The following is a 24434-nucleotide window of genomic DNA, read 5'->3' as shown; positions in this document are numbered from 1 at the left end:
TGGCGGTGACACGTGCGCATATACATCCGTCTGACACCAGGCGCCGAACGCCGTCGCGGGCGCGCGCGTCCGCCATGATGTAACTTAAAGTAACGACGCGCGTATCCGGCAGGGCACGTATCCGGCAGGGCGCGAGCCTGCCCGGCACGCGTTTGGCGCGATCGGCTTCGCGTCACGGTTTATATCAAGGATGACCGGACAACCCATCCGCCGCGATCGCCAGCACCGCGACCGGGAGATGGGCCAGGGCAACCGATACCGGCAGAGAGTGGTCCGTTACCGTAACGGTCCTGTCGCCCAGCACATCATCATACCGGCCATTCGCTTCGTCCGGCGTCATGATGGCCGTCTCCCGCCACCGCTCGGCCGGCACATGCGGAACCGGGTGATCGCCCAGCAGCGCCGCCGGCCGGATCAACGCGACGACGATGACGGTCGTCCCGCCACCCTGGCGGCTGAACGCGACCACCCTGTCCGCGTGCGGGCCCTCGATCGCCAGCGGCCGATACGACCCCGCGGCAAACACATCCGGCCGCCGCGCGCGCAGGGCCAGGACCCGGGCCATCACCGCCTGCTTGATCTCGCCAGCTTCCCAGGTTTGCAGAAGGTCCGAGGGCCGCCGCCGCGCCGCCAGCATGGCTTGCCGCCGCGCATAATCCACCGGCGCGCGGTTGTCCGGGTCCACCATGCTGCCATCCCACAGCTCCGTGCCCTGATAGAGATCGGGAATCCCCGGCGTCGTCATCCGCAACACCGTCTGCGCCAATCCCTTGACGGCGCCCGCCGGGCCCAGCCGCGCCGCGAACGCCGCCATGTCGTCCACCACGCGCGACGGCCGCGCGCCGTCCAGCATCTGGAACAGAAAATCGCGGCAGGCGCCTTCATAGGCGTCGTTCGGCGCGATCCAGGCAGTATGGCGCTTCGCCTCCCGCAGCGCCTTCAGCTGCCAGGCGGCCAGCCGCTCCGCCAGGGCGCCGGTGTCGGCGATATCCGGCAGCCAGGCGCCGATCAGCATCTGATAGAGCATGACCTCATCGGCCATGTCCGGCGCCGGCGCTCCGTCCACGTCCCGCTTGAGCGGCGCGTTGAGCCGGGTCCAGCGGCGCAGGCATGCCGCCCATTCCTCGGGAATCTCGCTAAGCACCGACAGCCGCGCGCGCACGTCCTCGCCGCGCTTATGGTCATGCGTCGCGATGGCCAGAAGCGCATGCGGAAACTGCCGGGCACGCTCCAGGCAGGCGGCATGAAACGCGGCCGGCGGCATCGCGAAGCGGCCGGGATTCGATCCGACCTCGTTGCGGGAGAGCAACCGGCCATAACGGTAGAACGCGGTGTCCTCCACGGACTTCGCGGCAACCGGGGAGGATAGTTGCTCGAACCGAACGATGGCGCGCAGGCGTTCCCGCCGCAGCGGGCCCGGCGGCAGTTCGCGCGGCGCTTCCCCACCAAGCCAGAGTCCGATCAGGTCGAGCAAGGGCCGGTCGGCGGCTCGCATGCTGCGACGCGCGCCGGCAAGGGCCCGCGCGATTGCCCTGTCGTCCGTACCGCGCCGGCCCGTCAGCCCCGCGTAAAGCCGATAGACCGGAAAATGAACCAGGATCTCCACCAGCGCTCGGCGGATCCCCGTCAACGTGTAGTCCCGCGTCGCCAGGTCGCGCCTGGCGACGCGGTGCAGCGCCGCCGCCGTGGCGTTGAGTTCGCTTGCCAGTGCGTCGCGCAAGGTCAATCGCCGCGCGGCGTGCTCGACGTCCTCGAAGCTGTCGGCGGAACCCGCCAGTTCCGTCCACAGCGCGGTCAGCGGGGCCTCGCCGGCGGGATCGTGCAGCAGCGCGCCGACCTGGTCCATGAAGTCATAGCCGGTGGTGCCATCGGTCCGCCAATCGGCCGGCAGGCGTTCCTGGGATGCAAGGATTTTCTCCACAACGATGAAGGCAGGACCGGCGGGCGCATCCTGCGGCCGCGTCGCGGCAGCGGCGTCCATGCGGCGACGCAACTTCCGGCAATAGGCCCTGGGGTCCGCGAGGCCGTCGATGTGATCGACCCGCACGCCGTCGATCAGGCCCGCGCCATAAAGGCGCAGCAGGGTCGCATGGGTGGCGTCGAACACCTGCGGCAGTTCCACGCGCAGCCCGGCCAGCGAGGTGATATCGAAAAAGCGGCGCCAGTTGATCTCATCGGCGGCGGCCTGCCACCACACCAGCCGATAATGCTGACGTTCCAGCAGGTGATGCAGCCGGTCACGCCCGTCCGGGCTGGCCGGCGCGTAGCGGTCCAGCGCCTGCGCCAGGGCCGCCGCGCCGGAGTCGGTGGCGGCGAAGCGGCGCACCGCGGATTTCATCGCGGCGCCGGAGGCACGCGCGGCGGCCCGCGTCGCCGGTGCCCGGGACAAATCGGGCAGGTCCGCGATCCGCGAGGCGATCGGCGCCAGGATGACCGGATAGTGCCGCAACGCGATCGGAAAGACATGGTCCGCATAGACGGCGGCGATGCGCCCCTCGTCACAGCGCAACGCGATGTCGCCACCGGCCAGGCAGACCCCGTACGGATTTCCCAGGAAGGGAACCAGCACCTTGCCGCGCAGCGCGGGGTCCGGCGGCTCCCAGTCGATATCGAAGAAATCCGCATAGGGGCTGGCGCGGCCCCATTCCAGCACGTCCAGCCACCACGCATTGTCACTGCCACCGACCGCCATGTGGTTGGGGACGATATCGACGATCAATCCCATGCCGCGCCGGCGCAACGCCGCGACCAGCCGCCGCAGCCCGGGTTCGCCCCCCAGCTCCGGGTTGACCGTGCCGTGGTCGACGATGTCGTAGCCATGCACGGAGCCTTGCCGGGCGCGCAGGATCGGCGAGATATAAAGATGCGTGATCCCCAGGTCGGCCAGGTAGGGCACGCAGGCGGCGGCATCATCGAAGGTGAAGTGCCGGTGCAGTTGCAGCCTTGCCGTGGCACCGGGCCTGGTACCGGCCGTTTCCGTTCGGGCGCCCTCGTTCATCCCGCCCTGCCCAGCGTCGCGACGCAGGACCGGGGAGGCAGGTTCGTCGCCGTCGCCCCGGGCGTCGCAAACAGGATTTCCCCGGGAAGGGAGGATTCCACCGCTTCGGCTGCAAAATTTGCCGCGATGGAAAGGATCGTTCCGTTTGAAAGGGACCAGGCGGCCTGCACGCTGGCTGGACCGAGCGGGGAGGCGGAGATCGCGCGCGCATTCGCCATATGGGGCAGGATATGTTGCGCTCGTAACGACAGCAGCTGGCGATGCAGCGCAAGCCAGGCGGCATGCTCTCCCTGCTGCGCCTCTGTGGGGTCCGGCCGGCTCGCCGCAAATGTGGCGGGATCGTTCGGATCGGGAATCCGCTGGCGCCGGTCCGGATCGGTGAAGGCCGAGAACCTGGAAAATTCCTGGCGCCGGCCGTCGCGGACCTTCTCGGCGAGATCGTCATGATGGTCGGTAAAGTACAGGAACGGCGTTCTGCTGCCCCATTCCTGTCCCATGAACAGCAGCGGGATCTGCGGCATCAGCAACAGCAGCACGGTCGCCGCACGCAAGCCGTCAGGCTCCGCCAGCACGGTCAGCCGTTCGCCAAACGCTCGGTTGCCGATCTGGTCATGGTTCTGCAGGCACACGACAAAGGCCGTGGGCGGCAGGTGGCCGCTTGGTTCCCCGCGAGGCTGGCCGGTATGGGGTGAGACCTGCCCTTGATAGGCGAAACCTTCGGCAAGGCAGCGCGCAAGCAGGGTGGCCGTATCCTTGGCGAAATCGCCGTAATAGGATTCGTGTTCGCCGGTCAGCAGGACGTGCAGGCAGTGGTGAAAGTCATCCGCCCATTGCGCATCGAAACCGGCGGCGCCCGGGTCCGCTCGCAGCAGGTGGGCTGCGTTTCCTTCATGCTCCATGATCAAGTGGACGTGGCGTCCGGGCCGGACGCCGGCGCGAATCGCGCGCGCCAGGGTTGACACGACGTCCTGTGGCACGATCGCATGGAGCGCGTCCAGGCGAAGGCCATCGAAACGGAACTCCTCCAGCCAGTACAGCGCATTCTCGATGAAGAAGTGCTGTACTTCCTCGCGCCGGAAATCGATGGCGTCGCCCCAGGGGGTGGACACGTCCTGTCGCCAGAATTCCGAGGCATAGCTGCCCAGATAGTTTCCATCCGGCCCGAAATGGTTATAGACGACATCCAGCAGGACCATGAGTCCCAGGCCGTGTGCCGTGTCCACCAGGGCCTTCAGATCGTCCGGCGTGCCATAGGCGGCGTCGGGGGCGTAGGGCAGGACGCCGTCATATCCCCAGTTGCGCGCGCCAGGAAACTCGGCGACGGGCATGAGCTCGATCGCCGTGACACCCAGGCTGGCGAGATCGGCAAGCCGAGCCGTAACGCCAACGAATCCATCACAGAGTCCGACGTGCAGCTCGTAGATGACGGCTTCGTGCCATGGCCGGCCGTGCCATTCCGAATGGCGCCATACATAGGATGCCGGATCCACCACGATGCTTGGTTCGTGGACGTCCCCCGCCTGTGCGCGTGCCGCCGGATCCGGCACGGCAAGCCCGGGGCGGACACGATAGCGATATCGCGCGCCGGCGCCGCTATCCGCGATCACCTCGTGCCATCCTGCATCCCGGGCCCGCATGGTCATGGGGGAGCGGCCTTCGATCTCCAGCGTCACGCGCGGCCGGTCCGGCGCCCAGAGGCGAAAATGCGTGCGGTTGCCGCCCACCAGCGTGGCGCCAAACGTGGTGTGGGATGCGCCGACCGTCTGGCCGACGGCCAGCAGCACGACGGAAGCATGGCGGCCGACCTTGATCGTTTCGCCCTCCACCACGCGCTCCGGCGCCTCGGGATTGGCGCTGTCGATCAGCAGGCGCCATTGCATTGCCGGTCGCGGCAGGACGAAGTCGCGGTCTTCCGGCGTGGCATTCATCAGCAGCAAGGATATCTCGACGCCATCGTCTGATTCGTTCGCACGGCGGACCGCCAGCAGCCGCGCCTCGGCGTCGTTCCACGCGTCCGGCATCAGGGCACGGGCCTGCTCATCGAACCAGGCGATGTCCAGGACATCGGGAAGAACCTCTGTCGTGCCGTGCAGGAACTTGTCGCAGCGCAAGACCGGGTAGGCGAGCCGTGTGCGAACAAGGCGCGTCACGAAGCGCTGAAGCGCCTGGTTGCGTGGTTCGTCGGCCAGCTTCCAGTCGAACCAGGAGGTTTCGTTGTCCTGGCAATAGGCATTGTTGTTGCCGCCTTGCGTGCGGCCCATCTCGTCACCGCCCAGAAGCATCGGCGTGCCCTGCGACATCATCAGCATCGTCAGCATGAAGCGCTTCACACGCTCTCGCAGCTCGATGATCGTTTCGTCGTCCGTCGGTCCTTCGGTGCCCCAGTTGCCGGAGAGATTGTCGCTATGGCCGTCCCGGTTGTCTTCGCCATTCGCCTCATTGTGGCGTTCCGCGTAGCTGACCAGATCGTGCAGGGTGAAACCGTCGTGGCTGGCCAGGAAGTTGATGGAGGCCCACGGCCTGCGCCGGCGATGGTCGAAAATATCGCCGGACCCGCTCAGCCTGGCGGCGATTTCGGGGCGCTTTCCGGAATCGCCACGCACATAGGAGCGTATCGAGTCCCGGAAGCGGTCATTCCATTCTCCGAAACCGGGCGGGTGGTTGCCAAGCTGATAGCCGCCGGGGCCGATATCCCAGGGTTCCGAGATCAGTTTCAGGCGGGAGAGCACGGGGTCCTGCAGGATGGCATCGAAGAAGCCCGCGTTGGGATCGAATCCATCCGGCTCACGTCCCAGGGTGGATCCGAGGTCGAAGCGGAACCCGTCGACGCCGAAACATGTCGCCCAATACCGCAGGCTGTCCAGGACCATCTGCAGCACGCGCGGATGGGATGTGTTCAGCGTGTTGCCCGTGCCCGTATCGTTGATGGTATGCCGTTGGTTGTCCGCAACGAGCCGGTAATAGCTGGCATTGTCGAGCCCGCGCCAGGACAGCGTCGTGCCAAGTTCACTGCCTTCGCAGGTGTGGTTGTAAACGACGTCCAGAATGACTTCGATGCCGGCGGCATGCAGCCGGCGCACGGCAAACCGGATATCGTCCAGGCCGCCGCCGGCGATATAGCCAGGTTCGGGGGCAAAGAAGGAAAGTGTACTGTATCCCCAGTAGTTGTGCAGCCCCTTCTCGACCAGAAAGCGATCCTGCAGGAAAGCGTGCACCGGCAGAAGCTCGACGGCCGTGACGCCAAGCCGCACCAGATGGTCGATCATCCGCGGGTCCGCCAGCGCGGCGAAGGTGCCGCGATCACGCGCGGGGATATCCTCACGCCGGATGCTGAACCCGCGCACATGCGTTTCGTAGATCACCGTGTCGCGCCACGCCGTGCCCGGCGTTCTCTGTGCCGTTGCGATGGAATCCATGGGCGGTACCACGGCCTTCGGCATCGCCGAGGCCGAATCGCGCCGGTCAAAGCTGCGGTCCCCACGGGCTGCGCCAAGCCGATAGCCATGCAGGGCGTCGGACCAGCGCACCGTCCCCGACAGCTGCCGGGCATAGGGGTCCAGGAGCAGCTTGTTGGGGTTGAAACGATGTCCGTGGTCAGGCTGATACGGCCCATGGGCGCGATAGCCGTAGAGTTGCCCGGCCCGCGCGTTCGGCAGATAGCCGTGAAACACCTCATTGGTGCATTCCGGCAGATCGAAGCGGGCGATTTCCCGCCGTCCCGAGGGGTCGAACAGGCAAAGCTCGATCCGTTCGGCGTGCGCCGAGAAGACGGCGAAGTTCACCCCCCCGATATCGGCCGTCGCACCCAGCGAAAAGGGCCGGCCCGGATCAAGACGATCCGGCCACGGCGAACCGGTCACGTTGCCACCGTCAGCATCAGCGTCGCCAGCGGCGGCAGCGTCAGGACAAGGGAATCCGGCAATCCATGCGCCGCTTCGCCGGTGGTGAATGCCTGCCCGCTGTTGCCCATGCCCGCCCCCCCGTAGCTCGTCGCATCCGAATTGATGCATTCGCGCCACCTGCCGGCGTGGGGGACGCCGATCCGATAGTTGTATCGCGGCACCGGGGTGAAATTGCTTACCACCAGCACCGGGGCGGCGCCGGCCGCGAAGCGCAGGAAGGCAAACACGCTCTGTTCGGCATCATCGCCCACCACCCACCGGAATCCGGACGGAACGGTATCCTGGGCGTAGAGGGCCGGATGCGACGCATAAATCCGGTTCAGATCGCGCAACAGGCGCTGGACGCCGCGATGACGTTCATTGTCCAGCAGGTGCCAGTCCAGCGAGCTGTCATGGTCCCACTCGCGCTGCTGCGCGAACTCACCGCCCATGAACAGAAGCTGCTTACCGGGATGCCCCCACATGAAACCAAAATAGGCACGCAGATTGGCGCATTTCCGCCATTCGTCCCCGGGCATCCGGCGATAGAGCGAGCCTTTTCCATGCACGACCTCGTCATGCGAGAGCGGCAGCATGAATTTTTCCGAATAGGCGTAGATCATCCCGAATGTCATCTCATGATGATGATGACGCCGGTGGATCGGATCGTGCTTGAGGTAGTCCAGGGTGTCGTGCATCCACCCCATGTTCCATTTGAAACTGAAGCCCAGGCCGCCGGCCGCGGCGGGCGCCGTGACACCCGGCCACGCGGTGCTTTCCTCGGCGATCATGAGCGTCCCCGGGCAGCGCTCCGCCACGATGGTGTTCAGCTCCTGCAGGAATGAAATGGCTTCCAGGTTTTCCCGCCCGCCATACATGTTCGGGATCCATTCCCCTTCCCGGCGGCTGTAGTCGCGATACAGCATCGATGCGACGGCATCCACGCGCAGCCCGTCGACATGGTAGTGTTCCAGCCAGAACAGGGCGCTGGCGATCAGGAAGCCGCGTACTTCATGACGGCCATGGTTGTAGATCAACGTGTTCCAGTCGTGATGGAATCCTTCCCGCGGGTCGGCATGCTCATAAAGCGGCGTGCCGTCGAAACGGGCGAGGCCGTACGCGTCGGTGGGAAAATGCGCTGGCACCCAGTCGAGAATCACGCCGAGATTCGCTTCATGGCATCGATCGACAAACCGAGCGAAGGCGCGTGGCGGGCCCAGGGACCCTTGTGGCGCGAACTGGCCCAGCGGCTGATAGCCCCAGGATCCGCCAAACGGATGTGACATGATGGGCAGGAATTCGATATGCGTGAATCCCATATCGACGACGTACGGAATCAGGCGTTCCGCCAGATCCTCCCAGTCGGGCTGACGCCCATCGACACGAATCCACGAGCTGGCATGGACCTCGTACACCGCGATCGGCGAAGCCGGGCTTTGCCGTTCCGAACGATGTTCCAGCCAGGCTTCATCCGTCCAGACGAATGGCGTGGGATCGGGGACCACCGATGCGGTGGCCGGGGCCGGTTCGGCTTGCAAGCCGACCGGATCCGCTTTCAACGGCAACGGCCGCCAGTCCCGGTCCAACAGTTCGAATTTATAGCGCTCACCGGCACGCAGTCTGGGAATGAACAGCTCCCACACGCCGAACGGCGGACGATTGCGCATCGGATGGCGCCGCCCGTCCCAGGCGTTGAAGTCGCCGACGACGGAGACCCGCGCGGCATTCGGCGCCCACACGGCGAACCTGACCCCGTCGACGTCGCCGACGCTGGTGACATGAGCGCCAAGGCACCGCGCAAGGTCGCGGTGCCGCCCCTCGGCGATCAGATGCAGGTCGAGATCGCCCAGCAGAAGGCCGAAGCTGTAAGGGTCCTCGGTCTCCTGGATCACGCCTGCCCAGTCGATGCGAAGCCGGTACGGCACCGGATGGGCGATTTCGGCCATGAAGAGGCCGCCCTGGCCCACCGGATGCAGGGTCGCGATCGGGCTGCCATCAGCCGCGCTGACGGCCTCCACGCCACGCGCCCCGTTGGCCAGCACCAGCAGCCGCTTGTCATGAAGCCCAAGAAGGGCGAACGGATCACCGTGGCGGCCGGCTTCCAGGGCTGTCAGCGCATCGAAATCGTCGGCAACGTCAAGCAAGCGTCGGTTCCTTTGCAATGACCCGCTCCGCCAAGGCGGCCAGGCCGCGCAGCGGAATAGGAAGCCAGGCAAGCCGGTTGGCCGCCTCATAAGCGACTTCATAAGCGGCTTTCTGCAGCAGAAACAGATCGAGCAGGTCGGCCTCTTGCGCCGCCTCGACCCATCTCCGCGGCGCGGCGGCATGCGTCCGCCGATATGCGTCCAGAAACGCGCCTGTCGCGGCAGCGCGGAACCGATCGAGAATTGCCTCGCGGCGCTCATCGGCCCGTTGGCTGGCCGCGGCTCGGCCCATGGCGGAGGAGGCGGCGGCATAGTCGAAGGAGCGGATCAGACCCGCCACATCCCGCAACGGACAGCTCTTGGCCCGCCGCTCCGCAAGCGGCCGGGACGGCTCGCCTTCGAAATCGATCAGATAGGCGTCACCCTGCGCGACCAATACCTGGCCCAAGTGAAAATCCCCATGGATTCGTGTCATCAGGGTGCCGATCGCGGACTGCGACAGGCGGCCGATCGTACCCGGCAGCTCATCCCTTGCCCCGACCACGGTGCGCGCATCGGACTCGGCGCGCGGATCATCCCAGCTCTGGACATGACCGATCGCATCGAGCGCTTTCTGCAGCTGGCGCCGGACATCGTTCGCCCAGTCTTCCGCGGTCGGCCGGTCGACGGGTTCAGGGGCAAAGGCGGATTGGTCGGTATCCCGGCTCAGGACCGTGTGAAGCTCCGCCAGGCGGCTGCCCATGCAGGAGGCGAAGCCGAGATAGGCCGACAAGGAATCGTCGACCTGCTCCGGCGTGGCATCGATGACCGTCAGGTCCTCCAGCATCCGGCTGAGATAATCCAGCGTCCAGGTCCAGGCATCGCCCTGGTTGCGCACAAAGCCCTGCAGCAGCAGCAGCGTGTGCGGCGTCCCGTCTTGGTCGATCCGCACGACCTCGCCAAGCAAAGGCGGCGTATTGCCGTAGCCGGCGTCGGTCAGGAAGCGCGACATCTCGGCTTCCGGATGAACGCCCGCCGTCACGCGGCGCAGTATCTTGAGCATCGCCTTGTCGCCGACAAACAATGAGGTGTTGGACTGCTCCGCGGAGAGCCGTTGAATCGGGGCATCGGGAGGGATCTCGACCTCGGCGAGTTGGGAGGTCGGCACGAACCGCAATTCGCCTTCGTGCAGCCGCAGCTTGGCCTTGGCGCGCAGGCCGCGAATGATCGCGGGCGGCAGCGCGTCGGCGGCGAAGGCGTCGGTGAGGTACCCGACACGCCTGCCACGCCGGACACGGGCCAGGGCGAGCTGCTGTGCCAACGGCCCGACGATCTCATCCTCCCAGATGATGCCGACGGGCACGTGATAGAGATCGGATCCCGAATCCGTGTCCACCTCAAGCTCGAACAGCAGGAATTCTCCCCGGCGGGCGGTGATGGCTTCGGCACGCGCGATGCGGACGTGCTGAAGCTTGCGGTCCTTGGCCGAGAACCACCGGCGCAAGGCCAGATAGGATGGCAGAACATCCGTCTCCAGCATCGTGCGGATGGCATCCTGGCGGACTTCATCCAATCCCTTCCGCAGCACGACCGTACGATATTCCGGCAACGGCTCCGGTGCCGGCTGATGCCAGCTCGGCAGCGCGTTCTCACTGGCGAGCATGAACCAGTAGAAGGCATAAGGCGGCATTGTCAGCAGGTAGGAAAGCTGCCCGATCGGCGGAAACACGGACCCACCGATCATGTCCACCGGCGTCCGGCCGGCCAGGGTGGAAAGATCCAGCTCCACGGCTTGCGCCGTACGGGACAGGTTGCTGACGCAAAGAATGGTCTCACCGTCGTACTCCCGCAGAAATGCCAGGACTTTCCGGTTCGTCGGATACAGGAACCGTAACGTTCCCCGTCCGAACGCCCGGTTTCTCCGCCGGACGCTCAGCATGCGCCGCGTCCAGTTCAGCAGGGAGTGCTGGTCGCGCTCCTGCGCCTCCACGTTCACGGCTTCGTAGCCAAAGAGCGGATCGCGGATCGATGGCAGAACGAGGCTCTCCGGGCTGGCCCTGGAAAAGCCGCCATTGCGGTCGGGGGACCATTGCATCGGCGTCCGGACGCCGTCCCGGTCGCCCAGATGGATATTGTCACCCATGCCGATCTCGTCGCCATAATAGATGATCGGGGTCCCGGGCATCGAGAACAGCAGGCCGTTCATCAGCTCCATGCGCCGGCGGTCATGCTCCAGCAAGGGGGCAAGGCGGCGGCGAATGCCCAGATTGAAGCGGGCGCGCCGATCGGCGGCATAGGTGGTCCAGAGATAGTCGCGCTCCTTGTCCGTCACCATTTCAAGCGTCAGCTCGTCATGATTGCGCAGGAACACGGCCCACTGACAGTTCTCCGGGATGTCGGGGGTCTGGCGCAACACGTCGGTGATGGGAAACCGGTCCTCCTGCGCGATGGCCATGTACATGCGCGGCATCAGCGGGAAGTGGAACGCCATCTGGCATTCATCGCCGGTGCCGAAATATTGCTGCGCGTCCTCGGGCCACATGTTCGCTTCGGCCAGCAGCACATGCCCCGGACTATGTGCATCCATCGCCGCCCTGATCGTGCGCAGAATGGCATGGGTTTCCGGAAGGTTTTCGTTGTCCGTGCCCTCACGTTCCACAAGATAGGGCACCGCATCGAGCCGCAGCCCATCGACGCCGACGTCGAGCCAGTACCGCATCACCGACAGGACTTCACGCAATACATGCGGATTATCGAAGTTCAGGTCCGGCTGGTGCGAATAGAACCGGTGCCAGAAATAGGCCCCCGCAACCGAATCCCAGGTCCAGTTGGACTTTTCGGTATCCAGGAAGATGATGCGCGTCCCGGCGTATTTCTGATCGGTATCGGACCAGACATAGTAGTTGCGCGCCACGCTGCCGGGCTTGGCGCTTCGCGCCCGCTGGAACCAGGGATGCTGGTCGGAGGTATGGTTTATCACCAGCTCCGTAATGATCTTCATGCCGCGCGAATGGGCCGCATCGATGAAGGCCCGCAGATCAGCCATGGTGCCATAGTCAGGGTGGACACCACGGTAATCCGCGATGTCATACCCGTCGTCGCGGCGTGGCGAAGGGTAGAACGGCAACAGCCAGATGACGTCGACGCCTAGATTGGCGATGTAGTCGATCTTTCCCAGCGCACCGCGAAAGTCACCGATGCCGTCGCCGTTCGAGTCGACGAATGACTTGACGTGCAGCTGATAAATGATCGCGTCCTTGTACCACAGCGGATCGAGGGTTTGCGCCGGAACATGCCTCCGCTTCATCATCAAGCCTCATTTGCGGGACGCAGACGCCAGATCAGAAACGGCAGATGACCGGGATCAAGGCCGATTCGACTGCGCCCCGTTCGCCAGGGGAATTCATGGCCGGCCATCAGGTCGACACCGGTCAACTCCGCTTCGTCCCGCAGATCCCACAGGGACGGCGGAATCAGGATGTCCGTTTCGCGTGCAGCGTGGGGATCGAAGCTGACCGCCGTGATGATCACATTGCCCGGCACGGCCTTGGCGAACACCAGAACGTCGGGATCGCTGCTCTCCAGAAAGGTCAGGCCCAGATGTGAGTGCAGGGCGGGATTCGCGTGGCGGATCGCGTTCAGCCGCCTGATTTCATCCGTTATATTCCCCGGTCTATCCCAGTCCCATGCTCGGATTTCATATTTTTCAGAGCTGGCATATTCCTCGCGGCCGGGTAGGGCGGCGGACTCGCATAATTCGAAACCGTTATAGACACCCCACAGTCCGGACAGCGTGGCGGCCAGGGCGGCACGCATCAGGAAGCCGGCACGGCCTGATCGTTGCAAAAAAAACGGATTGATGTCAGGCGTATTGACAAAGAAATGCGGGCGGAAAAACTCGCTCACCGGCGGTGCCGACAGCTCCAGCAGGTATTCCTTCAGCTCGGCCGCCGAATTGCGCCAGGTAAAATAGGTATAGGATTGGGTGAACCCGATCTTGGCAAGCCGGTACATCATCTTCGGCCGGGTGAATGCCTCGGACAGGAAGATGGTGTCGGGATGGCGGGAGCGGATGTCGCCGATGAGCCATTGCCAGAACGGCAGCGGCTTGGTGTGCGGATTGTCGACGCGGAAAATGCGTACCCCGCGATCGACCCAGAATTGCACGACGTCGCGCAGCGCCACCCACAGCCGCGGCACGGCGGCGGGCGCATAGAAATCGACATTGACGATGTCTTCGTATTTCTTCGGCGGGTTCTCGGCATACCGGATAGACCCGTCGGCACGCCAGGCGAACCAGTCGGGATGCTGCCGCAGCCAGGGATGATCGGGGGAACACTGGATGGCGAAGTCCAGCGCCACTTCCATGCCATGCTTCGCCGCGGCCTGGATCAGGCGCCGGAAATCATCGAAGCTGCCCAGCTCGGGATGAATGGCGTCATGGCCGCCGGCCGCGCCGCCAATCGCATAGGGACTGCCCGGATCATCCAGCGCCGCGGCCAGGGCGTTGTCGCGGCCCTTCCGGTTCGTCCGGCCAATGGGATGGATGGGCGGCATGTACAGGACGTCGAATCCCATCTCCCGGATCGCGGGAAGCCTGCGGATGACGTCATCGAATGTCCCATGCCGGCCGGGATCCCCGCTTTGCGAACGGGGGAACAATTCGTACCAACTCCCGAAACATTCTGCCGGCCGGCCGGCATCGACGCAGAGTGCCGGTTCATGCCTCACAAGGAAGGGACGATAGCCGGACGCCGCGACAGCGGCCGAGGATGCGTCGTCGAGAAGAATCGCAAGCGGATCGTCCGTCACCGCCGCGGCGCGTTCCGGCGCATGGCGCGCCAGCAACGCGAGCCCGTCCGCGATATCCGCCGTCACGTCGACCTTGGCCGCCTGCTTCTTCTTCAGGTCCTCCTGCAGCGTGCCGAACTCGTCACGCCAGGCCTCGATCGTAAAAAGATGCCGGCCCAGACGGGTCAATCTGAAACGCGCGGCCCAGCGGTCGTTGGCCACCAGCTGAAGCGGCACGGTCTGCCAGACATCGGCATCGGCCGGCCGCCACAGCACGTTTCCGGCCAGTTTCTCATGCCCGTCGGTGACCAGGTCGGCTTCGACCTCAACCCAGTCGCCAAGGATCCGCTTGACCGGAAACCGGCCGTTATCGACGGCCGGGCTGATCGCCTCGATGGCGATGCGAGGCGCGGCGGCGGCGGTATCGGCATCCTTGAGCAAGGCTGGCAGCAAGGCTGGCGCGACGATCGCGGGCTCCGGCTTGGACGCGATGATCGCGACCTCGCCGGGTGGCAGCTCCCACGCTCCGTCCTGGACGGGAGCGGGACGATCGAGCGTCGCATTGACGGCGATGACGACCGCCGGGCCACGGCTGAGGATGGCGACGGGCGACCCCGGCGCCGAACTCATTTCCGCAGGCGGACAATCAAGCAGGTCCTGATGCTGGCGGTTCGCCATGATCACCGCCTCCACCCGCGCATCCGTCTCGGCGATCCGGGTCGGCCGCGATGGATCGAGCGGTTCGGTGGCCGCGTGCTCGAAGCCCATGGGCATAAGCCAAGCCGACCCCAAGGCCGATGCAAGCGACAGGCTTCGCCGCGCCGCCAGCGGGTGCTCGATCCGCTTGCCAAACGGAAGCTCCGGCATGGCCAGCACGTCGGCCACGTTGGCGGCCCTTCTTAGATCCTCTGCCAGCCACTCGGCCCGAAAGTCCCAGGCCCAGGACGCGCAGGCCGCGAGATCGAAGCCGCAATCCGCGAGCCGTGCCGCCGGCTGCCAGGTGATGAACGCGGTGTCAGGGGCCGCGCGGCGGGCGGCGGCGACGACCCGCCGCCACACCGCCGGCGGTACCCGATCCGTGGCATCGCAGCGGAAGCCATCAATACCGGCATCGATCCATGTCGAGATCAGGCCCTGCCACAAGGTAAGGCTGTCGGCCGACAGGTCGGTCACGGCGCCGCCCCTCAAACCCGGTGGGCGCCGCGGATCCGGCAGCGGATCATATGGTTTCGATGGAAGATCGGATTCATCGGCGACGCGGTCGATGACGAGGTCCAGCAGCAGCCGCAGGCCCAGGCTGCGTGCCTGGCGCGACAACGCCGCCAACGCCTCGGCCGCGTCCTGGGCGCCGAGCATCGGATGCAGGCGCTGGTGGTCGCGCGTCAGAAAGATGTTGCCGGTTCGGCCGGGCTGGAACGGCGGGGCCAGCAGGACATGCGTGAAGCCAAGCCGCGCGGCGTGGGCAAGATGGCTGTCCCATGTCCGGATGGGGCCGGCCGAAAGCGGATGTAGATAGTAGATCCGCATGGCTGCCCGGGAGACCGGCCGTTGGGAGAGCGCAGCGCTGTTCGATGGCCGCCTTTGCTCAGTCCGGTCCCTGGTTAGCTGCATACTTTCTTAAGCGATGATGGCAGCCCCGCAGTTCCTTCACGGCTCTGTGAGCCGCTCAACCACAGGATGTTCAACCGCCACGACGCGCTTAATGGTTGTATTAACTCCCAGACCACACTTATTTATCGCGAGGCGTCCAGAGACCGGGAGCCGCCCTCAACCCGGGAAGCGTGTCACCGCGATGACGGCATTGGTGCCGCCGAAAGCGAACGCGTTGCTGATTGCGGCACGGATCGGTCGTTCGCGTGCATGCCCCGGGGTGACGTCCAGGTCGCATTCGGGATCGAGTTCCACGATATTCACCGTCGGCGGAACGATGCCGTGGCGCATGGCTTCGATGACCGCCACCAGCTCGAGCGAGCCGCTTGCCCCAAGCGCGTGCCCATGCATCGATTTCGTGGAGGAAATCGACAGACGCCTGGCATCGGCCCCGAACACCGACTTCAGGACGTTGATCTCCGTGATGTCGTTCGCGACGGTCCCGGTGCCATGTGCGTTGACATAATCGATGCCATCCGGGGCCAGCCTGGCATCCTCCAGACAGGCTCGGATGGCCGCCGCCGGGCCTTCCAGCGTGGGTGCCACGAGGTCGGCGGCATCCGCGCTCATCCCGACGCCGGCGATTTGCGCGAGGATCTCCGCGCCGCGCGCCCTGGCGTGGCCGGCCCGTTCCAAGACGAACATGCCCGCCCCTTCCGCGAGCACGAGGCCCTTGCGATGACGGTCGAACGGCCGGCACGTATCCGGCGCCAGTACCCGCAGAGCCTCCCACGCCTTCAGGATGCCGTAGGTCAGCGGGGCTTCCGTGCCGCCAACCACCGCCGCGTCGATGACCCTGTTGCGCAGCAGCCACACGGCCGTCGCAACCGCGTGGTTTGACGATGCGCAGGCCGAGGATACGGTAAGGACCGGGCCGCGGATACCGTGCATCATGCTGATCTGGCTGGCGGGCGCGCTGGGCATCACCCGCGGCACCGTGAAGACGTTCGCCCGCTTGGCGCCGTCCAGGAACATCCTACGGTACAGCTCATCGATCGTCTCGGCGCCCGCGGTGCCGACACCGACGATGCAGCCCGTTCTGGGCCCGCAGGCTTCCAGCGGCAGGCCCGATTGCGCGATGGCCTGCCCGGCCGCCACGGTGGCCAGCACGCTGAAGCGGTCCAGCATCGGCAGGCGCCGGGCGTCCAGGCTCTCCCTTGGGTCGGGGGCGGGAATGGTCCCTCCGACCGTGACCTTCAGGTCGGACGGCGCGGGTATATCGAGCGTGCCGAGACCGCAGACGCCTTCCTGAAGCGCCGACCAGAAGGCTTCGACGGAATGACCCAGTGCCGAGACACAGCCCATGCCGGTGACGACGACGGGCTCATGATCCACAGTTGCGTCCCTCGAGACCGAGGGAACGGCCCAATCCGACGAGATCCGCGACGGTCTTGTAATTGTTCCAGGCCTCGACGGCGTTCACCGGAATGGTGACATCGTATTCATCCTCGATGGTCATGATGATCTCGACCAGGTCGAGCGAGGTCACGCCCAGGTCGGACAAGGTCGCCTCCGCCACCACCAGCGACGGATCGACATTGGCCTGGGTCGCAATGACCTTGGCGAGGGTGGTTTCTATCGTTTCCTGCATGACCTCACGCCGCTGGGTGCCTATGTCTCTGTCAATCGTGCCAGCAGGCGCCGGAGGCGCCGCATCACCCTCAAGTTTTCCAGCGCCTCGGCATGCGGCACCGCCGGGTATCCGGCATAGACCGCGCCAGCAGGCACATTCGTCCCAACGCACGCCGCGGCGGCAATGACCGCGCGGTCGCCGATCCTGATATGGTCGGCGACGCCGACACGCCCGCCCAATACCACACTGTTGCCAATGGTCACACTGCCCGCGAGGCCAACCTGTCCACACAGCAGGCAGTCCGTCCCGATTTCGACGTTATGGCCGATCAGCACGAGATCGTCGATCTTGGTACCGGCGCCGATCCGGGTCGGCTTCAGGGTGCCGCGGTCGATGGCGGTCAACGCGCCGATGTCCACGTCGTCGCCGATTTCCACGACCGACAGGGAGTGGATCTTCTGTTGCTCGTTTCGCTGCGCCCCGTTTTGGCATGCACCGGGCTGCCGAGCCGCTTCATGCGCGGCGGTCCGGGCGGCGACGAAGCTGAAGCCGTCGGCGCCGATCGATACATTATGAGCCAGGATGACACGATCCCCGATCCGGCATCCCCAGCCGATGCGGACGCCCGGGTGGATCAGGCAACCGGACCCGATGACCGCGTCGGCCTCGACCGTGGCCTGGGACAGGATCGCGGACCCGGGTCCGATGGCGGCTCCGGGACCGATGACCGCCAGCGGTCCGACCATCGCGCCGTCGCCGATCCGGGCATCCGGCGCGACGACCGCGCTTGGATGGATGCCTGGACTGATCGGCGGGTGATGACGAAAGACGCGCGTGATCGCCGGCATGTTGGAACGCGAGCGGCGAATGGCGATCACGGTCTGAAAGGGCCGCGGCAGTTCCGTCCCCTCCAGCACCAGGACGGCACGGGCCGGGCACGCGTCGAGAAGCCGGACCGCATCCGGCGATATCGCGATGGCGATATCGCGCTCGTCCGAGGCTTCGGCCGGGTGCACCGCGCGAACGATATCCGCGTCGGCATCACCGGCCACATGCCCTGCCAAGGTCTCTGCCAACGCACGTGCCTTCATTCTTGTTGTACCCCGGTGGTTGTGCACGAAGTGCGGCTGGCGGCCCGCCGGTGTCAGACGGCGGCGCGTGAGGGCGCGGACCTTAGCCTGACACCCAGCACATGGGCTATGGCACAGGTCAGGTCGGCGCGGTTGAGCGTGTAGAAATGGAACTCGTCGACGCCGTTGGCCTGCAGGATCCGGACCTGTTCGGCGGCCACGATGCTGGCGACGATCCGCCGCTGGTCCGGATCGTTCTCGGTCCCCTCGAACATGTGCCCAAGCCAGGCGGGCACCGACGCCCCGCACATCGCCGAGAACCGGACCGCCTGTTCGTAGTTGGACACCGGCATGATGCCCGGGACGATCGGCGCGGTGATCCCGGCGGCGAGGCAGCGGTCGAGGAAACGAAGATAGGTCGCGGTATCAAAGAAATACTGGGTGATCGCCCGCGTCGCGCCGGAGTCGAGCTTGCGCTTCAGGTTGTCCAGGTCGTCCTCGGCGCTGCGGGCGGCCGGATGGGTTTCGGGATAGGCGGCGACCGATATCTCGAAATCGGCGATCCGCCGCAGGCCGGCGACGAGATCGCTGGCATAGGCGTAGCCGCCCGGATGCGGTGCATAGCTGGTATTGGGCGGTGCATCGCCCCGAAGCGCCACGATATGACGGATGCCGGCCTCCCAATAGCTCCGCGCCACGGCGTCGACCTCCTCGCGGGAAGCGCCGACACATGTCAGGTGCGCGGCTGGTGTCAAATCGGTTTCCTTGACGATTCGTGTCACCGTTGCATGGGTGCGGGCATGCGTCGAACCGCCGGCCCCGTAGGTCACCGACACGAAGCGCGGCCGAAGCGGCGCCAGGCGCTGAATGCACGTCCACAATTGCCGTTCGAGCGCCTCGGTCCGGGGCGGAAAAAATTCGAACGACAGGGCCGGCGGGGCCTGGTCGGCACCGCGTGGCGGCAGCGGGGCGAATCGTTCGCCGGCAAGCCAGCGCCGCAAGGTCGGATGCGTTTCAGCCAGGTGTCCATTCATGCGCGTATCCGTCTCGCCCAAAGGGTTCTAAAGGGTACAGTGTCGGGTGCGGTGTCGGGGTGCGATGCCGCCGGCGCCGCTGGCGGCAAGGACGGAAGCGTGAGGCCATCCCACGGCTCCCGCCCCGGTGTCGTCAGGCGCAGGCGCGGGCCGCCTGCGCCGCCGCGACCATGTTCTCGATGGCCAGCCGCACCTCGGGCCATTTGCGCGTCTTCAGGCCGCAATCCGGATTGACCCAGAGCTGATCGGCCGGCAGGCGGCGCGCCGCGGCCTTCAGCAGCGCGCTCATTTCATCGGCCGCCGGGACGCGGGGCGAGTGGATGTCGTAGACGCCGGGCCCGATCTCCGCCGGATAGCGGTAGCCGGCGAACGCATCCAGCAATTCCATCTGCGAGCGGGCCGTCTCGATGGAGATGACATCGGCGTCCATCGCCCCGATCGAGGCGATGATGTCGTTGAACTCCGAGTAGCACATATGGGTGTGGATCTGCGTCGCATCGCCGACACCCGAGGAGGCGATCCGGAAACATGCGACGGCCCAGTCGAGATAGGCCTGCCACTCGCCGTGCCGCAGCGGCAGGCCTTCCCGCAGCGCCGCCTCATCGATCTGGATGATCGCCGCGCCGGCGTTTTCCAGGTCGGTGACCTCATCGCGGATCGCGAAGGCGAGCTGGCGGCAGGTGACGCTGCGTGGCTGGTCATCGCGGACGAAGGACCAGTTCAGGATCGTCACCGGGCCGGTGAGCATCCCCTTCATCGGCCGCTTCGTCAGCGACTGCGCGTAGCGCCACCATTCAACCGTCATCGGCCTGGGACGCGCGACATCGCCGTAGATGATGGGCGGCCGCACGCAACGGGAACCGTAGGACTGCACCCAGGCATGGCTGGTGAAGGCGAAGCCGGACAGTTGCTCTCCGAAATACTGGACCATGTCGTTGCGCTCGAACTCGCCGTGAACGAGCACGTCCAGACCGGCCTCTTCCTGCCAGCGCACGGCTCGGGCGGTCTCGTCGCGCAGGAAGCCTTCATACGTCGCCAGGTCGATGGCGTGCTTGCCATAGTCAGCCCGAGCCTTGCGGATCTCGGCGGTTTGCGGGAAGGACCCGATCGTGGTGGTCGGATAGGGCGGCAGCTTCAGCTTGGCACGCTGGATCGATCGCCGGACCTCGAAGGGTGATGTGCGGCGGGACAATGACGGATCGTCGGCGGTGATCCGCGCCTGAACCGCCGGATTATGGATCTTCGGGGAGATCCGGCGCGACGCCGCCGCCGCCGCCGCGACGTCCAGCTCCGCGCGCACGGCGTCGCGGCCCTCATTCAGTGCCCGCGCGAGCACCGCCAGCTCCGCCACTTTCTGCACGGCGAACGAAAGCCAGCGCCGCACCTCGGGATCCAGATCGGTTTCCCGTTCCAGGTCGATCGGGGTGTGCAGCAACGAGCAGGACGGCGCGAGAACGACGGTGCGGCCGGCGGCGACCGCCGGCTGGATGCGATCGAGGATGGCGTTCAGGTCGGCCGCCCAGATGTTGCGCCCGTCGATGACGCCCAGCGACAGGACAAGGTCGGGCCGCGCGCCGGCCAGGATGGCGCCGAGCTGGTCCGGCGCGCGGACCAGATCGACGTGCAGGCCGGCGACCGGCAAGGCCAGGACGGTCGCCAGGTTGTCGCCCAGGGCCCCGAAATAGGTCGTCAGCATGATGCGGGGGATGGAAGCGTCCCCAGTCGAGGCATCTCCGGTCGAGGCATCTCCGGTCGAGGCACCCCCGGTGGGGGTGCCTCCGGTCAGCGCCGCGTAGGCGTCCCGATAGGCGGCGCGGGCGGTGTCGGTCAGGTCCATCACCAGGTAGGGCTCATCCATCTGCACCCAGGCCGCGCCGGCCTCCGCCAGCCGCCGCAGGACCTCGGCGTAGATCGGCAGCAGGCGGGGCAGCAGCGACAGGGGCTCAAAATCCGCGCCGCGGGTCTTGCCCAGCAGCAGGTAGCTGACCGGACCCAGCAGGACCGGCCGGGTTTCGATGCCCTGGGCCTTGGCCTCCCGATACTCCCGCAGCGCCTTGGTGGAAGCGAGCCGGAAGCTCTGGCCGGCGGTGAGTTCCGGCACGAGATAGTGGTAGTTGGTGTCGAACCACTTGGTCATCTCGGCCGCCGGCGCGCCTTCGCCGTCATGCGCATGCCCATGGGCGCAGCCTTCGTGTCCGGGCTGGCCTTGCGCGCCGCGCGCCATCGCGAAATAGGTATCCAGGCCGACCTCGCCGCCTGTCCAGCCATAGATCGCCGGGATGGCACCCACCATGGCGGTGGTATCGAGCACCTGGTCGTATAGCGAAAAATCGTTCGAGGGGATGATGGTGGCACCCAGGTCCCGCTGACGTGCCCAGGCCTTGCGCCGCAGCTCCGCCGCGGTGGCCAGCAGCGCGGCCTGGTCGGACTTGCCGGCCCAGTAGCTTTCCAGCGCGGTTTTCAGTTCGCGCCGCGGGCCGATGCGAGGAAAGCCCAGGGTTGCGACATTGACGGTCATGGCGACGGCCTCCAGCCGATGATTGGCAAGGGCAGACGGCTGCACGAACGCCCGCGCGGACAAGGTCCGCGACGTCGAACAGGCGACCGACCGGGCACCCCGCCGGGGACGTTATGTGTCGAGGCAGGTCTCCTGGCTCACGGGTCGGTGCGACTGTCCGGCCTTCCCAGGCGAGCCCGACGGGCAAGCCCAGTGACACAGATGGACGATCGCTCGCCGCTTACAGTTGCGGGGGCAGCGCCGGCATCGCACCGGCTTCCCTCTTCGCTCCGCGCCGGAACACGACGCGGAGAACCTCGGCTGCTCACCTACGCTTGCCGCGCCGAGGCTGTCAAGTCGGATATAAGGATATATTTATATGAGGATTGCTCCATTTGACCCGCACCCGCACCTCATCGCCGCCTGGCGCTCGCAAACATTTCCGCGATCCGAAGGGGTGGCCAGTTGGGGGCGGCCAGTTGGGGCGGCCATTGGGGGCGGCCAGTTGGGGCCCGGCCGTTATCAGGCCAATGTCGATGCCGGCCGGCTCGCTCCTCCGTTCCCCCATCAAGCCCTGCGCCCGCCATGCCGGTGGGACTCGCGATGAACCGGACGCCGCCGGCTGGTGCTATCCGTGGAAGCGCGTCGCCAAGGCCCGGAGCGACTCGACGATCTCCTGGCGCCGCGCCACGGCCTCCCGCGCCGGCAGGCCGAGGGTCAGCGACAGCAGCGGCTGACCGGCCACGCGCGGCATCAGGACGGATGTCAGCTCCGTGCTCGGCGTCGCGCCGCCGGGACTGCGGGCCCACCCGTTCCGCCTGATCCCGGCGATGTCCTTCATCAGGTCCGCGATCATCGTCTGGGCCTGGTCCGGCTGCTCCGCGTTGGCGCGCCGCGCCAGCAGGCCGATCTGCTCATCCGTCTCCTCGGCCACCAGGATCGTTCCGGGCGCCACCTGGAAGACCGGGCGTGTCGCGCCGGTGCTGAAGCTCTCGGCGGTGGAATTGTCGCCGCGCAGCACCACGATGTAGCGGACCAGGATGCCCTGGCGCATGGCCAGGATGACGCTGCCCCGCGTCCGGTGGCGCATCTCCTCCATGCCGCGGATCAGGCCGCCCAGCACGGCGATATCGTCCTGCACGAATGACCCCAGCAGCCTGACGCGCACGGTTGCCGCAAATGCCCGCGTGCCCGGGACCTGCTGCAGATAGCCCAGGGTGGCAAGGCTGCTCAGCAGCATCGACGTGCTCGATTGAGGCATGCGCAGCCGCTTCGCCACCTCACCGACCGTGGCCACCCGGCTCTCCTGGGCGAAGAATTCCAGAAGCTCGATGCACCGCGTGACCGACTTGACCGGCTGCCGCTGCCGCGCCGCCATGAAACGGACCTTCCTATCAGCCGCCCATCACATATGTGATGAATTGGTGCCGCGCCGGAACCCCTCTTTTGGTCCACGCCGCCAATGATCATCATCCGGGATGAGGACATGCTTGCCCGAGGGGAGATGAGACATGGCTGACCATTCAGGCATCCAGGAAGCTGCCACGCTGGAACAGAGGACGGCCGCGGTCGAGCTGGTTCTGCGGCGGCACGGGGTGCTGACGGACGACTTCATCCATGACTTCACGGAACACGCCGATGATGCCTGGGTGACGGCCAACGGCGCCCGGATGGTCGCGCGTGCCTGGACGGATCCCGCGTTCAAGGCACGCATGCTGGCCGACGGGACCGGCGCGGCGCGGGAGATGGGCTTCGACTTCCCGGAGCATCATCGGCACTTCGTGGTGCTGGAGAACACGCCGGACATCCACAACGTGATCGTCTGCACCCTGTGCTCATGCACCGCCTATACGATCATCGGCGCGGCGCCGGGCTGGTACAAGGACCTCGACTACCGCGCGCGCGTGGTGCGCGAATCGCGGACGGTGCTGCGGGAGATGGGGCTCGACCTGCCGGAGAGCACGGAAATCCGCGTCTGGGATACGACGGCGGACACCCGCTACATGGTACTGCCGGTGCAGCCGCCGGCGACCCGGGGCTGGCCGGCGGAGAGACTCGCCGGGATCGTCACGCAGGATTCGCTGATCGGCGCGTCGCGCCTCGATGAGGTGAAGGGGTAAAGCCGATGGACGGGCTTCACGACCTGGGCGGCAAGCAGGGTTTTGGCCGGGTGATCCACCCCTGGCCGCCGCATGACGAGACCTGGGAACCGACCGTGCGCGCGATGACCGCCTGCGCGATGCGCAACCACATCTATAATATGGATGAGCAACGCCACGCCATCGAGCGGATGGAGCCGCGGCACTACGTGGCCGCGGCGTATTTTGAACGTCACCTGACGGCGCTGGCCTCGCTGCTGGTGGAGAAGGGGCTGACCACGCGCGAGGAGCTGGAGGCGCTGGCTGGCGGACGGTTTCAGCTTTCCGGGCCGATCGGTCCCGGCCGCGAGGCAGCGCCGCCGCAGCGTTTCGAGATCGGCGAGACGGTGCGCGTGAAGGACGACTATGTGGCGGGCCATGTGCGTGCGCCGGCCTATATTCGCGGCAAGACCGGCGTGGTCGTCGCCGTCTCCCCACCGTATCCGTTTCCCGATGCCGCCGGCCACGGCATGCAGGCGCCGATGGAGCCGACATACGACGTTCGCTTCCGCGCGCGCGATCTGTGGCCGGACTCCTGCGATGACGCGCTGAACCATGTCGGTGTCTTCCAGAGCTATCTGGAACGCGTCAGCGCGACCTGAGGCAGGAGCGGTTGCCGTTCCCGCGCGTCATGGCGGGGGGCGGGAGACCCGCCATGACGAAAGGGGGGGCGGCGAGG

At 66.3% G+C, this 24434-nt stretch carries 13 protein-coding genes and 1 riboswitch; of the genes, 2 read left to right on the top strand and 11 right to left on the bottom strand.

Annotated features, from left to right (window positions below; all coding sequences use genetic code 11):
* Positions 1 to 184 precede the first annotated feature (184 nt).
* The 11 genes from treY to VHC04_RS19135 form a co-directional block, all read right to left on the bottom strand.
* Positions 185 to 2998 (bottom strand): malto-oligosyltrehalose synthase, encoded by a 2814-nt coding sequence (gene treY / locus VHC04_RS19185; protein ID WP_325684294.1) that lies wholly within the window; start codon positions 2996 to 2998, stop codon positions 185 to 187.
* Positions 2995 to 6858 (bottom strand): glycogen debranching protein GlgX, encoded by a 3864-nt coding sequence (gene glgX / locus VHC04_RS23150; protein WP_325684292.1) that lies wholly within the window; start codon positions 6856 to 6858, stop codon positions 2995 to 2997. The genes treY and glgX overlap by 4 nt, the downstream gene beginning before the upstream one ends.
* Complete coding sequence (gene glgB / locus VHC04_RS19175; protein ID WP_325684290.1) at positions 6855 to 9023, bottom strand: 1,4-alpha-glucan branching protein GlgB; 2169 nt, start codon at positions 9021 to 9023, stop codon at positions 6855 to 6857. The genes glgX and glgB overlap by 4 nt, the downstream gene beginning before the upstream one ends.
* Positions 9016 to 12309: a maltose alpha-D-glucosyltransferase gene (treS, locus tag VHC04_RS19170; protein ID WP_325684288.1), complete on the bottom strand. Its 3294-nt coding sequence runs from the start codon at positions 12307 to 12309 to the stop codon at positions 9016 to 9018. Before treS ends, glgB begins: the two co-directional genes overlap by 8 nt.
* Before the next feature lie 2 nt (positions 12310 to 12311).
* Entirely contained in the window at positions 12312 to 15320 is a 3009-nt protein-coding gene (locus VHC04_RS19165; RefSeq protein WP_325684286.1) for an alpha-1,4-glucan--maltose-1-phosphate maltosyltransferase, read from the bottom strand.
* 240 nt (positions 15321 to 15560) lie between these two features.
* Positions 15561 to 16778 carry a beta-ketoacyl-[acyl-carrier-protein] synthase family protein gene (locus VHC04_RS19160; protein WP_325684284.1) on the bottom strand — a complete coding sequence of 406 codons (1218 nt, stop codon included), beginning with the start codon at positions 16776 to 16778 and terminating at the stop codon, positions 15561 to 15563.
* Positions 16768 to 17034 (bottom strand): acyl carrier protein, encoded by a 267-nt coding sequence (locus VHC04_RS19155; RefSeq protein WP_325684282.1) that lies wholly within the window; start codon positions 17032 to 17034, stop codon positions 16768 to 16770. The genes VHC04_RS19160 and VHC04_RS19155 overlap by 11 nt, the downstream gene beginning before the upstream one ends.
* Before the next feature lie 20 nt (positions 17035 to 17054).
* The gene (locus VHC04_RS19150) at positions 17055 to 18107 is read right to left on the bottom strand and encodes a UDP-3-O-(3-hydroxymyristoyl)glucosamine N-acyltransferase (protein ID WP_325684280.1); all 1053 of its coding nucleotides are present in this window, start codon (positions 18105 to 18107) and stop codon (positions 17055 to 17057) included.
* A gap of 53 nt (positions 18108 to 18160) precedes the next feature.
* Entirely contained in the window at positions 18161 to 19120 is a 960-nt protein-coding gene (gene metF / locus VHC04_RS19145) for a methylenetetrahydrofolate reductase [NAD(P)H] (RefSeq protein WP_325684278.1), read from the bottom strand.
* A gap of 133 nt (positions 19121 to 19253) precedes the next feature.
* A complete protein-coding gene (gene metE, locus VHC04_RS19140) occupies positions 19254 to 21638 on the bottom strand; it encodes a 5-methyltetrahydropteroyltriglutamate--homocysteine S-methyltransferase (RefSeq protein WP_325684275.1) in 2385 nt (794 codons plus the stop codon).
* 105 nt (positions 21639 to 21743) lie between these two features.
* Positions 21744 to 21952: riboswitch (cobalamin riboswitch) on the bottom strand.
* 293 nt (positions 21953 to 22245) lie between these two features.
* On the bottom strand, positions 22246 to 22995 hold the full coding sequence (locus VHC04_RS19135; RefSeq protein WP_325684273.1) for a helix-turn-helix domain-containing protein: 750 nt from the start codon (positions 22993 to 22995) through the stop codon (positions 22246 to 22248).
* Between the two features lie 133 nt (positions 22996 to 23128).
* Between VHC04_RS19135 and VHC04_RS19130 the strand changes: the two genes are divergently transcribed.
* Together VHC04_RS19130 and nthB are read left to right on the top strand one after the other, a co-directional pair.
* A complete protein-coding gene (locus tag VHC04_RS19130) occupies positions 23129 to 23737 on the top strand; it encodes a nitrile hydratase subunit alpha (protein WP_325684271.1) in 609 nt (202 codons plus the stop codon).
* Between the two features lie 5 nt (positions 23738 to 23742).
* Positions 23743 to 24357, top strand: coding sequence for a nitrile hydratase subunit beta (gene nthB, locus VHC04_RS19125; RefSeq protein WP_325684269.1), 615 nt, complete (start codon positions 23743 to 23745; stop codon positions 24355 to 24357).
* Positions 24358 to 24434 lie beyond the last annotated feature (77 nt).

Source organism: Rhodopila sp., from assembly GCF_035548095.1.
Taxonomy (GTDB): Bacteria; Pseudomonadota; Alphaproteobacteria; order Acetobacterales; family Acetobacteraceae; genus Rhodopila.
This window is presented reverse-complemented; position numbering and strand designations above follow the sequence as displayed.

Coding starts and splice junctions, on each gene's coding strand:
- treY (WP_325684294.1), bottom strand. CDS start 2,998: ATGAACGAGGGCGCCCGAACGGAAACGGCCGGTACCAGGCCCGGTGCC.
- VHC04_RS19165 (WP_325684286.1), bottom strand. CDS start 15,320: ATGCGGATCTACTATCTACATCCGCTTTCGGCCGGCCCCATCCGGACA.
- VHC04_RS19150 (WP_325684280.1), bottom strand. CDS start 18,107: ATGAAGGCACGTGCGTTGGCAGAGACCTTGGCAGGGCATGTGGCCGGT.
- VHC04_RS19135 (WP_325684273.1), bottom strand. CDS start 22,995: ATGGCGGCGCGGCAGCGGCAGCCGGTCAAGTCGGTCACGCGGTGCATC.
- VHC04_RS19130 (WP_325684271.1), top strand. CDS start 23,129: ATGGCTGACCATTCAGGCATCCAGGAAGCTGCCACGCTGGAACAGAGG.
- metE (WP_325684275.1), bottom strand. CDS start 21,638: ATGACCGTCAATGTCGCAACCCTGGGCTTTCCTCGCATCGGCCCGCGG.
- treS (WP_325684288.1), bottom strand. CDS start 12,309: ATGAAGCGGAGGCATGTTCCGGCGCAAACCCTCGATCCGCTGTGGTAC.
- nthB (WP_325684269.1), top strand. CDS start 23,743: ATGGACGGGCTTCACGACCTGGGCGGCAAGCAGGGTTTTGGCCGGGTG.
- VHC04_RS19155 (WP_325684282.1), bottom strand. CDS start 17,034: ATGCAGGAAACGATAGAAACCACCCTCGCCAAGGTCATTGCGACCCAG.
- metF (WP_325684278.1), bottom strand. CDS start 19,120: ATGAATGGACACCTGGCTGAAACGCATCCGACCTTGCGGCGCTGGCTT.